Source organism: Thermomonas sp. (assembly GCF_025993755.1).
In the GTDB taxonomy this organism is placed as follows: domain Bacteria; phylum Pseudomonadota; class Gammaproteobacteria; order Xanthomonadales; family Xanthomonadaceae; genus Thermomonas.
On sequence record NZ_JAMQHN010000029.1, the window covers coordinates 23149 to 37849 of the forward strand.

The 14701-nt window shown below is 67.8% G+C and carries 15 protein-coding genes; 8 read left to right on the forward strand and 7 right to left on the reverse strand.

Features of this window, described 5'->3' with window-relative positions; all coding sequences use genetic code 11:
- Window positions 1-49: 49 nt before the first annotated feature.
- Window positions 50-1306, reverse strand: a complete 1257-nt coding sequence (locus Q0X16_RS02215) for a flavohemoglobin expression-modulating QEGLA motif protein (RefSeq protein ID WP_297830167.1) — start codon at window positions 1304-1306, stop codon at window positions 50-52.
- On the reverse strand, window positions 1293-2393 hold the full coding sequence (gene rsgA / locus Q0X16_RS02220) for a ribosome small subunit-dependent GTPase A (protein ID WP_297830169.1): 1101 nt from the start codon (window positions 2391-2393) through the stop codon (window positions 1293-1295). Before rsgA ends, Q0X16_RS02215 begins: the two co-directional genes overlap by 14 nt.
- 124 nt (window positions 2394-2517) lie before the next feature.
- Between rsgA and Q0X16_RS02225 the strand changes: the two genes are divergently transcribed.
- Entirely contained in the window at window positions 2518-3777 is a 1260-nt protein-coding gene (locus tag Q0X16_RS02225) for an aminotransferase class I/II-fold pyridoxal phosphate-dependent enzyme (RefSeq protein ID WP_297830171.1), read from the forward strand.
- A gap of 82 nt (window positions 3778-3859) precedes the next feature.
- Window positions 3860-4783: a Grx4 family monothiol glutaredoxin gene (grxD, locus tag Q0X16_RS02230; RefSeq protein WP_297830173.1), complete on the forward strand. Its 924-nt coding sequence runs from the start codon at window positions 3860-3862 to the stop codon at window positions 4781-4783.
- A 9-nt stretch (window positions 4784-4792) separates the two neighbouring features.
- On the opposite strand, the gene Q0X16_RS02235 is transcribed toward grxD, so the two are convergent.
- Window positions 4793-5326, reverse strand: coding sequence for a DUF924 family protein (locus Q0X16_RS02235; RefSeq protein ID WP_297830175.1), 534 nt, complete (start codon window positions 5324-5326; stop codon window positions 4793-4795).
- Window positions 5327-5559: 233 nt separating this feature from the next.
- On the opposite strand from Q0X16_RS02235, the gene Q0X16_RS02240 reads away from it, so the two are divergent.
- Complete coding sequence (locus Q0X16_RS02240) at window positions 5560-6501, forward strand: DegV family protein (protein ID WP_297830177.1); 942 nt, start codon at window positions 5560-5562, stop codon at window positions 6499-6501.
- Between the two features lie 28 nt (window positions 6502-6529).
- Window positions 6530-7204, forward strand: a complete 675-nt coding sequence (locus Q0X16_RS02245; RefSeq protein ID WP_297830179.1) for an adenine nucleotide alpha hydrolase — start codon at window positions 6530-6532, stop codon at window positions 7202-7204.
- 45 nt (window positions 7205-7249) lie between these two features.
- On the opposite strand, the gene fghA is transcribed toward Q0X16_RS02245, so the two are convergent.
- From fghA to yihA, 4 genes are all read right to left on the reverse strand, one after another.
- Complete coding sequence (gene fghA, locus Q0X16_RS02250; protein WP_297830181.1) at window positions 7250-8083, reverse strand: S-formylglutathione hydrolase; 834 nt, start codon at window positions 8081-8083, stop codon at window positions 7250-7252.
- 14 nt (window positions 8084-8097) lie between these two features.
- A complete protein-coding gene (locus Q0X16_RS02255) occupies window positions 8098-9207 on the reverse strand; it encodes an S-(hydroxymethyl)glutathione dehydrogenase/class III alcohol dehydrogenase (protein ID WP_297830183.1) in 1110 nt (369 codons plus the stop codon).
- 88 nt (window positions 9208-9295) lie between these two features.
- Complete coding sequence (locus tag Q0X16_RS02260; protein ID WP_297830185.1) at window positions 9296-10660, reverse strand: glutamate--cysteine ligase; 1365 nt, start codon at window positions 10658-10660, stop codon at window positions 9296-9298.
- 129 nt (window positions 10661-10789) lie between these two features.
- Window positions 10790-11401 carry a ribosome biogenesis GTP-binding protein YihA/YsxC gene (gene yihA, locus Q0X16_RS02265; protein WP_297830187.1) on the reverse strand — a complete coding sequence of 204 codons (612 nt, stop codon included), beginning with the start codon at window positions 11399-11401 and terminating at the stop codon, window positions 10790-10792.
- Window positions 11402-11520: 119 nt separating this feature from the next.
- On the opposite strand from yihA, the gene Q0X16_RS02270 reads away from it, so the two are divergent.
- The 4 genes from Q0X16_RS02270 to Q0X16_RS02285 all read left to right on the forward strand — a co-directional run bounded on the left by Q0X16_RS02270 (window position 11521) and on the right by Q0X16_RS02285 (window position 14701).
- Window positions 11521-12264 carry a c-type cytochrome gene (locus Q0X16_RS02270; protein WP_297830190.1) on the forward strand — a complete coding sequence of 248 codons (744 nt, stop codon included), beginning with the start codon at window positions 11521-11523 and terminating at the stop codon, window positions 12262-12264.
- A 75-nt stretch (window positions 12265-12339) separates the two neighbouring features.
- On the forward strand, window positions 12340-13008 hold the full coding sequence (locus Q0X16_RS02275; protein WP_297830192.1) for a DsbA family protein: 669 nt from the start codon (window positions 12340-12342) through the stop codon (window positions 13006-13008).
- A 20-nt stretch (window positions 13009-13028) separates the two neighbouring features.
- Window positions 13029-13922, forward strand: coding sequence for a thiol:disulfide interchange protein DsbA/DsbL (locus tag Q0X16_RS02280; protein WP_297830194.1), 894 nt, complete (start codon window positions 13029-13031; stop codon window positions 13920-13922).
- A gap of 20 nt (window positions 13923-13942) precedes the next feature.
- Window positions 13943-14701, forward strand: a complete 759-nt coding sequence (locus Q0X16_RS02285; protein ID WP_297830196.1) for an endonuclease/exonuclease/phosphatase family protein — start codon at window positions 13943-13945, stop codon at window positions 14699-14701.

Below are 14701 nucleotides of genomic sequence, written 5' to 3' on the forward strand. Positions count from 1 at the left end.
GGGCTGAAGCCCGAGCAACCGACGGCAAAGTCGCTTCGGCTGGCTTTGCTCAGATGTCCGTCACCGAATCCGCCGCAACGACCTGGTCCAGACGGATTCGGTTCGCGAACAGAGAAAACGCCAGCGCGCCGGCCAGCCCGTTGGCGCGCGCCACCCACTCAGGCAGCCAGCGCGGCTCGATCAGCCCGCCTTCGCCGAACAGCGGCTCGAAGCGCCGCACGTCGGCCAGAGTCATCTTCCCGGCGAACAGCAGCCTGCACAGGCGCAGGCGTCCGTTCTTCAGCGCCCAGCGGAAAAACGTGTGTATCCCGATCAGGCCGCGCAGGTAGACCGTGTCCTTGGTGAAGGCGTGGCCGCCGGTGGTGGGCACGCCGCGGTAGACGCGCTGGGCCGAGGTGAAGCTCTCCACCGGATCCTGTCCGGCATCGATGAAATAGCGGAACACCGCCATGAAATCCGCGCCGTCCTGCGCCATCGCCACCGCCTCGATGCGCAGGCTGACCCGCTTCATCCGTTCGATGTCGATGCTGCCCGTGATCTGCTCGGCGAACACCGCCAGTCCTTCCTGGGTTGCGGTGGTGCGCGGCGAGGACAGCGCCAGGCTTGGCAGCACGGTTTGCTGCTGGCCGTTGAGCGCGGTCAGCGAATGCACGAACGCTTCGTGCTGCAACAACTGCTGCATGTCGTAATCGGAGAAGGCGGCGCCCGAGCGCACCCGGATGCGGGTGGCCCCGGCGGCCGCCTTGGCGATCAGGTCCGGGTCCAGTTCGACCGTGATCACGCGGCCGTCGAAGAAATCGTCCAGCCTGGCCTGCAGCTGCAGCACCAGCGCCGTGGCGGAGATCTCAACCTGCTCGGCAGGCGCCAGCAGTTCGCGGTCCATCTCGTCGGCCACGGTGATGAAGTGGTTGGCGGCTTCGCGCGTGGTCGCGCCGCCCGGCAGGGCCCGCTCCGGGCCTCCGAACAGGGCTTGCGACAGTTCCGCGACTCGCGGCGTGCCGAGGTTCTCGAGCAACTGCGCCGCAAGATCCCAGTCGCGCGCGGATTCGATCAGATACTGGCCAATGGGATGGTCGGGGTCGGCTTCCGCGGCGATCGCTTCGAACTCGCGGCGGACCTCGCCGAAATCGTGCTTCGGATAGGCGTAGTTCGGCAGCCTGGCCTTGCCGCGCGAATAATCGGCAAGGAAACGGTCGCGCTCGCTGGCCGGCCAGCTGGCGTAGCTGAGCAGGCGGATGCCCTTGGCCGCGCGCGCCATGCGGACATCGAGCGCGGCGTGGCGGGCGATTGCGTCAGTGCCGTCCATGTTTTTCGTCCAATCGCTTGTGCAACGACTTGCCCTGAATCCGCGACTCGGCCTTCTGCAACAGCCGCGCCGCCTGCCGATCGGCGGCGCCGGCAACCTCGTCGCACAGTTTCAGGAAATTGGCGAGCCTTGCCGCTTCCAGTTCGCCGCTTTCGATGGCCGCACGCACGGCACAACCGGGTTCCTTCACGTGCCTGCAGTCGCGGAAACGGCATTGCTCCGCCATCGACTCGATGTCGGCAAAACTTTCCGCCACGTCTTCCTCGCCGGTCGGCTTGAGCTCGCGCATGCCGGGGGTATCGATCAGGCAGGCGCCCGAGGGCAGGGCCAGCAAGGCGCGATGGGTCGTGGTGTGGCGACCGCGGGCATCGGACGCCCGCACCGCGCCGGTCTTCATTTTCCGGATCCCGAGCAGGGTATTGGTCAAGGTCGATTTGCCGGCACCGGAACTGCCCACCAGCACCACGCTCTGGCCGGGGCCCAGCCACGGCGCCAGGACCGATACGCTGCCCGGATCCTTGGCGTTGACCGCCAGCACCTGCGCCGGCAGCGCCGACAACGCTTGCAGCGCGCTGTCGGGATCGGCCAGACCCTTGTCCGCCTTGGTCAGCACGACGACGGGCCGCACGCCGCTGCCGGCGACCAGCAGCAGGTAGCGCTCGATCCGGCGCGGATTGAAATCCCCGTCCAGCCCGCACAGCACCAGCACGGTATCGATGTTGGCGGCGATCACCTGCTGGCGGTAATGCTCCCCCGCGGCGGCGCGCTTGATCGCGGAAAACCGCGGCAGCAGCGCCACGATCCGCAGTCCGCCGGGAGGTTGCCCGTCGACCAGCACCCAGTCCCCGACCGCCGGCCGCGCCTCCGGGGCGATCCCGCCGGCGCGATAGCTGCCGGCCCGCTGCCACTCCGGCAGCGATTCCGCCGGCCAGATCGCCTGCGCGTCCTCGGCCACCCGGTAGCCGCTGCGGTGCTGCTCCACGATCCGCGCCGGCCGCGCCTGCGGGTACTGCGCCTGCAGCGCCGCCCATGCGGCTTCCAGCGCCGGCGGCGGCGCCCGCCAGCCGATGGCGGTCAGGGCGGTCACGGGCGGGAAAAGGGCGTCATGACGGGATTCTAGGCCATCCGGGGGCGCGGAACCGCGTCTGCACGCGCGCTCGACCGGATTCGGCTAGTCTAGGCGGTCTTGTTTCCCGTACTCGTTCGCCCCGATGGCCGCCTTCAACCCCCGCAACAAGATCGCCACCCGCACCCGCCTGTCCGAAGTCCGTTACGAAATCCGCGGGGAGCTGGCGCGCCGCGCGCGCGAACTGGAGGCCCAGGGCCGCAAACTCATCAAGCTCAACATCGGCAACCCTGGCGCGTTCGGGTTCCGTGCGCCGGAACACCTGCAGGATGCCATCGCCGGCCGCATCGCCCGCACCGATCCCTACACCCACCAGCAGGGCCTGCCGGAAGCACGCGAAGCGATCGCCGAATTCCACCGCCAGCGCGGCACCCCCAACGCCTCGCCGGAGCGGGTGTTCGTGGGCAACGGCGTGTCCGAGTTGATCGACATCTCGCTGCGCGCCCTGCTGAACCCGGGCGAGGAAGTGCTGGTGCCCTCGCCCGACTACCCGCTGTGGAGCGCGGCCACCATCCTCAACGACGGCCGCCCGGTCTACTACAAGTGCGACCGCGACAACGGCTTCCTGCCCGACCCGGAGCAGATCGAATCGCTGGTGTCCTCGCGCACCCGCGCGATTGTCTTGATCAACCCCAACAATCCCACCGGCGCGAACTATCCGCGCGCGCTGCTGGAGCGCATCGTCGAGATCGCCCGCCGCTACCGCCTGCTGTTGCTGGTCGATGAAATCTACGACGGCATCCTGTACGACGACGCGGTGTTCCAGCCGGTCGCCCCGCTGGCCGGCGACCTGCCATGCATGAGTTTCGGTGGGCTATCCAAGGTGCACCGCGCCTGCGGCTGGCGGGTGGGCTGGGCGGTGCTGTCCGGTGACCCGCTGGCCTGCGGCGATTTCCACCACGCGCTCGACCTGCTCGGCGCGCTGCGCCTGTGCGCCAACGTGCCGGGGCAATTTGCGATCGAGCAGGCGCTGCACGGCACCGACACCATCACCCCGCTGTGCCGGCCGGGCGGCCGCCTGTACGAGACCCGGCGCGCATTGATCGACAGCTGCACCGCCAGCGAGCACCTGTCGCTGGTGGCGCCGCAGGGCGCGCTGTACGGCTTCCCGCGCATCATCGGGCCGTCCGCGCAGGGCTTCGACGATCACGAATTCGCTTTGGAAATGCTGGAACACGAGGACGTGCTGATCGTGCCGGGCACCAGCTTCAACGTGCCCTACCGCGAACACTTCCGGGTGACGCTGCTGCCCGAAGCGCCGGTGCTGCGGGAAGTGTTCACCCGCATCGACCGTGTGCTGGCCCGCCGCGCCCAACGCGCAGGCGAACGCAGCGCAGTGGCCTGAGCAGGTTCGATTCAACGCCGCCCATACCGCACGGCGTAAAATTTACGTCACGTCTCCACGCATCCTCCCAACGGAACCCCTCATGTCCCTTGATCCGGCCCTGCGCGCGCGCATCGAAACCGTGCTGTCCGCCAACCCCGTCGTCTTGTTCCTGAAAGGCACGCCGAACGCGCCGCAATGCGGGTTCTCCGCGCGCGCGGTGGCCGCGCTGGACGCCGCCGGCGCGACCTATGCCCACGTCAACGTGCTCGCCGACCCGGAGATTCGCGAAGGCATCAAGGTGTTCGGCGAATGGCCGACGATCCCGCAGCTCTATGTCCACGGCGAACTGGTCGGCGGCGCCGACATCATTTCGCAGATGGCCGGCAGCGGCGAGTTGCACGCCGCGCTGGGCCTGCCGCCGCCCGACCGCACGCCGCCGCAGATCACCATCACCCCGGCCGCCGCGCAGATGCTGAGGAAAGCCATCGACGACGCCGGCCCCGGCTACGCGCTTCAAATCGACATCGATCGCGGTTTCAACGCCCAGCTGCAGCTGGCCGAGCGCGACGATTCCGCCATCGCCGCCGAGTCCGAAGGCATCCGCGCCCAGTTCGATCTGGTCAGCGCCCAGCGCGCCCGCGGCATGAAGATCGACTGGGCCGACGACGCCCGCGGCAAGGGGCTGGTGATCGACAACCCCAACGCCCCGCCCAAGGTCGGCACGCTGACCCCGGCGCAGGCGCGCGAACGGGTTGCCGCCGGCAGCCTGACCCTGGTCGACGTGCGTCCGGCGCAGGAACGCGCGCTGGCGCAGGTTCCGGTGGCCTGCCGCACTTTCGACGACGGCGTCGAGGAAATCGAGGCACTGCCGAAAGACCAACCGCTGGCTTTCCTCTGCCAGGCCGGCGCCCGCAGCGCGCAGGCCGCCGAACACTTCCGCGCGCTGGGCTTCACCCGGGTTTTCAATGTCGCCGGGGGCATCGCGGCCTGGTCCGATCTGGATCCGTCCGTCCCGCGCTACTGATCCGCGCGATCAGAACCCGCCGCCTGCGTTCAGCCACGCCTGCTCCTCGGGCGTGCTCTCGCGCCCGAGCGCGCGGTTGCGGTGCGGAAAGCGGCCGAACCGGGCGATGACGTCGCGGTGGACGATCGCGTAATCGAGATACACGCCGGCCCCCAGGGATTTGAACAGCGCGACCGAGCGGTCCTGATCCACCAGCGATTCGGAATGCTCGAACGGCAGATAGAAAAACAGCCGCAGTTCCGGATCGCTCTGGACATCGAGGCCGCGGACAATCGCGGCGGACGCGTGCAATCGCGCCAGCGGATCGGTGGCGAATGCGTGTGCGCTGCCGCGAAAGATGTTGCGCGGAATCTGATCGAGCAACAGCAGCAGCGCCAGCGCGCCTTCGGCATCGTGCATCCAGCCGTCCAGTTCGCGCTGCGCGGCCAGATGGTGGAGTTCGCCGAAACGCGTGCGGCAGGCCTCGTCGAACGCGACCCCGCCGTTGAACCATTTGCCGGGACCGGCATCGCGCCAGAAGCCCACCATGTCGGCTGGCGTCATTTCCCTCGCTCCTGCAGGTTCAGGCATTGCTTGCCATCGGCTTCAAGGACCCACTCGCCCGGGAACGCCGCATCCTAACCCGCCCACCTCGTCGGCTCATCATGCTGCACCGCACCATCCGCACACACTCCACGCCCAAACTGCGACGAACTTCACCCCTCGTTCAAGAAGCCGATGCAAACGCCTGTCAAATGGAGTACGTTCGGCACAGTATGGGCCCTGAGGGGGTGGTCATGCGTATCGGAATCATCATGGACTCGGCGGTCGATCTGCCGAACGAGTTCATCGAGAAGGAAAACATCACCGTCATGCCGGTGACGATCCAGATCGGCAATGCGGTCCTTGCCGACGTGCGCAACGAGGAGGCGACCATGGGCTTCCTCACCGGCGAAACCGGCGAACGCGCGTTCGAGGCCGTCAGCACACCCTACGGCGTGCAGGATGTGCACGACCTGTTCCTGAACAAGCTGGTGTTCGATTACGACTACGTGTTCTGCATCACCACCGCGGCCAGCCGCAGCGGCATCTACGACAACGCCGTGCAGGCCAGCTATTCGATCCTGAACGACTACAAGCCGATCCGCGCCCAGGCCGGCAACAACACCCCGTTCTCCCTGCGCGTGATCGACAGCCAGAACGTGTTCCCCGGCCCCGGCGTGGTGGCGATCGAGGCGGCCCGCCTGCGCGACGCCGGCGAGGCACCGCCGAAGATCCGCAGCAGCCTCGAGGCGCTGGTCAAGAACGTGCATGCCTACATGGTGCCGCGCGACCTCTACTACCTGCGCAACCGCACCCGCATCCGCGGCGACCGCAGCGTGAGCCTGTTCAGCGCCTTCATGGGGACCACGCTCGACATCAAGCCGATCCTGCACGCCAACCGCGGCGAGACCGGTCCTGTAGGCAAGGTGAAGGGCTTCGACCACGCGGCCGAGAAGATGTTCGGCTTCGTCGGCAAGCGCGTTCGCGACGGCCTGCTGACCCCGGCCGTGGTGCTGTCCTACGGCGGCGATCTGGCCGAAATGCGCGCGATGCCCGGCTACACCCGCCTGCGCGAGATTTGCGGCGAGCACGACGTCACCGTCTACGAAACCTTCATGGGATTGCCGGGCATCGTGAACGTCGGCAAGGGTGCGCTGGCGGTCGGCTTCGCGGCGGAACCCAAGAAATTCGAGTGATCCGGTCAGCCGTCGCCGCGCATCCGGCGTGACCCCCACCCTGCTGGCATGGAGCGGCGGCAAGGACGCCGCGTGGACCTTGCACGTACTGCGCCAGTGCGGCGAGCACAAGGTCGTCGGCCTGCTGACCACGCTGACCGAAGGTTACGACCGGGTGTCGATGCAAGGCATCCGCCGCGAGGTGCTGCACGCGCAGGCGCGCGCCACCGGGCTGCCCCTGCTCGAAGTCTGGATCCCGGCGCAGTGCGACAACGCCACCTACGAGGCCTCGATGGCCGAGGCGCTGCAGCAGGCGGCATCGCGCTGGCCGGGGCTGCGCACGGTCGCGTTCGGCGACCTGCTTCTGGAAGATCTGCGCGCGTGGCGGGTCGAGAAACTCGCCTCCATCGGCTGGGACGCGTTCACCCCGCTGTTCGGGCAGGACACCGACGCGCTGGCGCGCACGATGCAGGCCGGTGGCCTTCGGGCCCGCCTGTGCTGCGTCGACACCACCCAGCTCGATGCCCGCTTCGCCGGGCGCGATTTCGATGCCGGACTGCTGGATGAATTGCCCGACGGAATCGACCCCTGCGGCGAAAACGGCGAATTCCACACCTGCGTCCACGCCGGGCCGATGTTCGCCGCACCGCTGGCATTGCGACGTGGCGAGACCGTGCTGCGCGACGCGCGCTTTGCCTATACCGATTTCACGCTGCGCTCGTGATGGAAACCGGAAACGGCATCGCCCCCCCCCCCCCGAAACTCCGGCTCAGGCCTCCATCAGCGCCTTGGCGTGATGCGCGATGTGCTCGCCGATGAAGCTGGCGATGAAGTAATAGCTGTGGTCGAAGCCGGGCTGCATGCGCAGGTACACCGGATAGCCCGCCGCATCCGCGGCTTCCTTCAGCAGCCAGGGTTTCAACTGGTCGTCGAGGAACTCGTCGGCCTCGCCCTGATCGATCAGGATCGGCAGCTTCCCCATGGCCGACTTCACCAGTTCGCAGGCGTCGTACCGCTTCCACGATTCCGCATCCTCGCCCAGATACGCGGCAAACGCCTTCCGCCCCCACGGCACTCGCGATGGCGCAACGATGGGCGAAAACGCCGACACGCTGCGATAGCGGCCGGGATTGCGCAGCGCGATGGTCAACGCGCCATGCCCGCCCATCGAATGCCCGCTGATGGCACGTGCGGTCGTCACCGGGAAATTCGCTTCGATCAGTGCCGGCAGTTCGTTCACCACGTAATCGTGCATGCGGTAATGCGCCGCCCACGGAAGCTGCGTGGCATCAACGTAAAACCCCGCGCCCTTGCCGAGATCGTAGCCTTCCACATCGGCCACATCCTCGCCGCGCGGGCTGGTGTCCGGACAGACGATGGCGATGCCGTGTTCCGTCGCGTAGCGCTGCGCGCCGGCCTTGGTGATGAAATTCTGCTCGCTGCAGGTCAGGCCCGACAGCCAGTACAGCGCCGGCACCGGGCCGTCCTGCGCCTGCGGCGGGAGGTAGATGGCGAAGCGCATCGTGCAACCGAGCGCCGCCGATGCGTGCTCGTACACGTCCTGCCAGCCGCCGAAACAGGCGCGATGTTCGATGCGTTCCATCGTGGAGACCTGCTTCAGAAATGGACGACGCTGCGGATCGACTTGCCGTCGTGCATCAGGTCGAAGGCCTCGTTGATCCGATCCAGCGGCAGCACGTGGGTCACGAACGGCGCCAGCTCGATCTCGCCGCGCATCGCTTCCTCGACCATCCCCGGCAGCTGGCTGCGGCCCTTGACGCCGCCGAAGGCGGTGCCCATCCACTTGCGCCCGGTGACCAGCTGGAACGGGCGGGTGGCAATCTCCTTGCCCGCCCCGGCCACGCCGATGATGATGCTCTGGCCCCAGCCGCGGTGTGCGCATTCCAGCGCTGCGCGCATCACCTCGACATTGCCGATGCACTCGAAGCTGTGGTCCACGCCCCAGCCGGTCATCTCGATCACGACCTGCTGGATGGGCTGGTCGAAATCCTGCGGGTTGATGCAGTCGGTGGCGCCCATCGCGCGCGCCTTCTCGAACTTGGCCGGATTGCGGTCGATGGCGATGATCCGCCCCGCCTTCGCCCGCCGCGCACCCTGGATCACGGCGAGGCCGATCCCGCCGAGTCCGAACACCGCCACGGTGTCGCCCTCCTGCACCTTGGCGGTGTTCTTCACCGCGCCGAGTCCGGTGGTGACGCCGCAGCCGAGCAGGCAGACCTGCTCGTGGTTGGCTTCCGAATTGATCTTGGCCAGCGAGACTTCCGCGACCACCGTGTATTCGCTGAAGGTGCTGCAGCCCATGTAGTGGTACAGCGGCCGGCCGTCGTGGCTGAAGCGGGTCGTGCCATCGGGCATCACGCCCTTGCCCTGGGTGGCGCGCACCGCCGTGCACAGGTTGGTCTTGCCCGACTTGCAGAACAGGCACTGCCCGCATTCCGCCGTGTACAGCGGGATGACGTGGTCGCCCGGCGCGACGCTGGTGACGCCTTCGCCCACCTCGACCACCACGCCCGCGCCCTCATGCCCGAGCACGACCGGGAACAGGCCCTCCGGATCATCGCCGGACAGGGTGAAGGCATCGGTGTGGCACACGCCGGTGTGGCTGATCTTCACCAGCACCTCGCCCTTGCGCGGCGGCGCGACGTCGATCTCGACGATCTGCAGCGGCTGGCCGGCGGCGAAGGCAACGGCGGCGCGGGATTTCATCGGCACTCTCCTGAACGCAAGCAATCCATCGCGTCATCATAGACGCGGGCGAACCGCATGCCGCCATCGGCGGCGCATCCGCCGCCGTTCAATACGCGAATTCGCAGAACACCGGATCGACGCTGCCGTACCACTCGCCGTTGAACAGTTCCAGCTTGCGTTCGGCCGGCGTCTGCCCGGATTCGACGATTTCCAGCAGCGGGTCGAGGAAGCGGGATTCGTCCGCGCCTTTCGAGTTCAGTCGGGCGCGGCGCGCCAGCCCGTGCGCGGAAATCTTCAGCGCCTCGCGCGCCAGCTCGCGCACGGTCGCGCCGCGGAACGGCAGCTTGAGGGCGTGCCTCGGGACGCCGTCGCGCAGGGCGTGACGCTCGTCCATGGTGAAATCCTTGACCAGTTCCCAGGCGGCATCGAGGGCGGTCTGGTCGTACAGCAGCCCGACCCAGAACGCCGGCAGCGCGCACAGCCGGCTCCACGGTCCACCGTCGGCGCCGCGCATTTCCAGGAAACTCTTCAGCCGCACCTCGGGGAAGGCCGTGGTCATGTGGTCGTTCCAGTCGCGCAGGGTCGGCAGCGCGCCGGGGAGCACGTCCAGTTCGCCCTTGAGGAACTTGCGGAACGATTTGCCGCTGGCGTCGATGTAGCGCCCGTCGCGGTAGCTGAAGTACATCGGCACGTCGAGCAGGTAATCGACGTAGCGCTCGTAGCCGAAGCCGTCCTCGAACACGAAATCCAGCATCCCGGTGCGGCCGGGATCGGTGTCGGTCCAGATGTGGGAACGGTAGCTGAGAAAGCCGTTGGGCTTGCCTTCGGTGAACGGCGAATCGGCGAACAGCGCCGTGGCGATCGGCTGCAGCGCCAGCGAGACGCGGAACTTTTCCACCATGTCCGCCTCAGAGGCGTAGTCGAGGTTGACCTGCACGGTGCAGGTGCGGGTCATCATGTCCAGCCCGAGCCGGCCGACCTTGGGCATGTACTCGCGCATGATCCGGTAGCGGCCCTTGGGCATCCACGGCATGTCGGCGCGCGCCCACTTCGGCTGGAAGCCCATGCCGAGGAAACCCAGCTGCAGTTCGTCGGCCACCTCGCGCACCTCGCGCAGATGGCTGCCGACTTCCTTGCAGGTCTCATGGATGGTCGAAAGCGGCGCACCCGACAGTTCCAGCTGACCGGCCGGTTCCAGCGTGACCGAGGCCTTGTCGCGGGTCAGGGCGATCGTGTGCCCGGCTTCCTGCTCTTGCTGCCAGCCGAAGCGGGTCAGCCCGGTCAGCAGCGCCTCGATCCCGCGATCGCCGTCGAAGGTCGGCGGGCGCAGATCGTCCAGCCGGAAGCCGAATTTCTCGTGCTCGGTGCCGATCCGCCACGCTTCGCGTGGTTTTTCTCCCATTTCCATCACCGCTGCCAGTTGCCGGCGGTCGGTGATCGGCGTGTCGCTGGCATGGCTGGGTCCGGACATCGGGAATTCCTGAAACAAGCGGTTCAGGATACCGTCATCCGCGTCAATGCAGCGACACGCCGACACGACCGCAGCGTTCCAGCCGTGCGCGCAAAGCTCTGGAGCAATGCCGACCAGATCGGCGCTTTCCTAAAGCTCCAGCCAGCCTGCCACCACCGCGCGCAACTCGTCGACGCCCAGCTTCGACTGCGCCGAAAACAGCTGCAGGCTCACGCCCTCGCCATACAACCGCCACAGCTCCATCCGCACCGCTTGCCGGGTGTTGCCCGCCGCACCGCGGCTGAGCTTGTCGGACTTGGTCAACAGCACATGGGCCGGCAGGCCGCGATCGCGGGCATGGGCCAGCATCATCCGGTCGTAATCCTTGAGCGGATGACGCACGTCCATCACCACCACCAGTCCGCGCAGCGCGAAGCGGTCGCGAAAATACTCGCCGATGAACGCCTGCCAGTGCGCTTGCAACTCCTGCGGCACCTTGGCATAGCCATACCCGGGCAGGTCGACCAGATAACGCGCATCCTTGGGCGGAACGCCGAAATACACCAGCTGCTGGGTCCGCCCCGGCGTCTTGGACACCCTGGCCAGCGCGTTTTGCTGGCACAAGGCATTGAGCGCAGACGACTTTCCGGCGTTGGAGCGACCGGCAAACGCCACCTCGAAGCCCCCGTCGGGCGGCAGCTGTTGCGTGGTGTGCGCCGCCAGCAGGTAGCGCGCGCCGATAAACGGGTTCGAATTCGCCATCGCCATAGCATCGCACGACCCGGCGCCCCGACCGAGCCGGTTTGACCACGGATGCCCTGCCGACCATAATTTCGGTGTCTCGCGGCCATCGGCCGCTTCTCACGCTTTCGGGGTTTTGCATGCGTCTCGTCCATGCCTTTGCCGGTCTTGCCTGTCTTGCCCTTGCGGCCGTCGCCTACGCCCAGAGCACGGCCATTCCCGCGCCCGACGCCGCGCCGGTCCAGGCCGCACCGCTGACCGAAGCCCCCGCGCACTGGGGCGATGCCAAGGCCGGACAGGCCAAGGCCGCCATCTGCGCGGCCTGCCACGGCCTCGACGGCAACGCGATGCAGCAGAATGCGCCGCGCATCGCCGGCATGCCGGAGCGCTACATCGCCGACCAGCTCCAGCTGTTCAAGAACGGCCAGCGCACCACCGGGCTGGCCGCGGTCATGGCGCCGTTCGCCTCCATCCTCAGCGCGCAGGACATGCGCAACGTCGGCGCGTGGTTTGCCAGCCAGAAATCCGGCGCCGGCATCGCCGACGACAGCGTGATCGCCAGCGGCCCGAACAAGGGCATGAAGTTCTATGAAGTCGGCGAACGCCTGTTCCGAGGCGGCGACGCCAGCCGCGGCATCCCGGCCTGCATGGCCTGCCACGGCGCTACCGGCGTGGGCAACCCAGGCCCGGCCTATCCCGCCCTGCACGGCCAGGACGCAGCCTATGTCACGCGCCGGCTGGAGGAATACCGCACCGGCACGACGACCTATGCCAACCCCGCGCATTTCAATCTGATGGCCAGCGTCGCCAAGACCCTGACCGACGAGGAAATCCACGCGCTGTCCAGCTATGTGCAAGGCCTGCACGCGCGCACGGCGCAGTGACGCCGCGCATTCACCCACCGTTCGCCGGCAATCGCGCAGGCTGGCCTGTCTGACTTGAACCCGGAGACGGATTCGATGCGTGCAATCCTGCTGTTTTTCACCCTGCTGCTGACCAGCGTACCGTTCGCCGCACGGGCGCAGGCCACCCTTCCCGGCCTGACGGAAGGCGTCGAATACACCCGCATCGAAGACGGCCAGCCCTATCGCCAACTGCCCCCGGGCATGGTGGAAGTGGCCGAGGTGTTCGCCTACACCTGCCCGCACTGCGCGCATATCGCGCCGATGATCGAGGATTGGGCCAAGACGCTGCCGCCCCACGCGCGTCTGGTGTATGTCCCCGGCGTGTTCGGCCGCGACGATACCTGGGCGCGGGCCTACTTCGCCGAAGAAGCCACCCGGACCATCCCGCTGCTCCACCGCAGCCTGTTCACCGCGATTCACGAAACCGGCGCGTTGCCGCGCGATGCCGACGCCGCCAGGATCGGCCAGTTCGCCGCCCGCATTCGCGGCGTGAACGCCGCCGCCTTCAACGCCGCGCTGGCCAACGACGCCGCGCTGCTGCCGAAGTTGCGCGCCGCCTACGAATTCGCGCAGCGCAGCGGCGTCGAAGGCACCCCCTCGATCATCGTCGCCGGCCGCTACATGATCCTCGGCAACAGCTACGAAAACCTGCTGGCCAATGCCCGCAAAGTGGTCGTCGCGCTCGCGCCACGTCGCGCCGCACCGGCGGCCAAACGCCCCTGATTCGTCCAAAGGAACCCGCCATGATGCGCATGCGCCACGTCCTGCTTCTGCTCGCCCTGCTGCCGCTGGCCGCATGCAACCGCGAGACACCGGCCCCGGTGGCCGGCAGCGGTTCCGCTGCGAGCGCCAGCGCCGGAGCAACCGTGGCGGCCGCCAGCGCGGAAGACCCGCAGCGGGCGGCGGCCGCCGCCGCCGCGATCAAGAAGGCGGAAGAGGAGGCCGCGCGGCTTCCGCCTCCGGTCGAAGGCACCGACTACGTGGTGGTCCCCAACGGCGAAACCTTCGACACGCCGCCGAACCAGGTCGAACTGGTCGAATTCTTCGGCTACGTCTGCCCGTTCTGCGCCGCGATCGAGCCCACCGTGGCGGCGATGCGCGCCAATTTGCCGCCGGACGTGCACTTCGTTTCCATCCCGGCAGCATTCGGCGGGCCGTGGGAAAACTACGCCAAGGCGTTCTATGCCGCCGACGCGCTGGGCATCGTGCCGCAGACCCATGAGGAAATGTTCCGGGCAATCCACATCGACCGCAGCCTCAAGGGCGAGCGCGGCATGGATTCGCCTGAGGATATCGCCGCGTTCTATGCCAACTACGGCGCGGATCCCAAGCAGTTCGTCAGCAGCATGCAGAGCTTCGCGGTAGCCACCAAGGTCAACCGCGCCCGCCAGTACATGACCGCCGCCTTCGCCAACGGCGACCAGATGGGCACGCCGGCCTTCCTGATCAACGGCAAGTACCGGGTCAAGGGCAAATCGGTCGACGACATGTTCCGGATCATCAACCAGCTGGTCCAGATCGAACGCCGCAAGCTGAGCGGAGCGAGCGCCCCCGCGCCGGCCGCCGAACAGGCGCCCGCCGCACCGGCCCCTGCTTCCGAAGCGCCTGCGGCAGCGGCCGGGGCCGCCGCCAACTGATTCGCGCGGATGCGCCGACCATGGACAAACGCCGGCTGCGCCTTCTGAGCGCGAACATCCAGGCCGGCAACAGCACGCGCGGCTACAAGGACTACATCACCCACAGCTGGTCGCACGTCCTGCCCGGCGGCAACAAGCGCGGCGCGCTCGACGCCATCGCCGAGCTCGCCGGCAAACACGACATCGTCGGGCTGCAGGAAACCGATCCCGGCAGCCTGCGTTCGGGCTTCACCAACCAGACGCACTACCTCGCCGAGCGCGCCGGCTTTTCCTGGTGGAGCCACCAGCCCAATCGCACGATCGGCGGCCTCGCCTCGACCGCGAACGGCCTGCTCAGCCGGCTCGAACCCAAATCGATCGAAGAGCACGCGCTTCCGGGCCGGATCAGCGGCCGCGGCGTGCTGCTGGCGAATTTCGGCTACGCCCGCGACGCGCTGACCGTCGCCATCGCCCACCTGTCGCTGGGCAACCAATCGCGCCAGTACCAACTCGACTTCATCGCCGAACTGCTCGCCGACAGTCCGAATGCGGTCCTGATGGGCGACTTCAATTGCGACCCCGACTGCCGGGAGATGCACTCGCTGTTCCGCAAGACACACCTCCAGCCGCCGGCGCAGCGCATCCCGACCTTCCCGTCCTGGCGCCCGCAGCGCGCGATCGACCACATGCTGGTGACGCCGGCGCTGTCGATCGCCGGAATGCGCGCCGTGCCGGCGGCACAGTCGGATCATCTGGCGCTCTCGGTCGACCTCGACGTTCCGGAAGACGCGCTGCGCTGA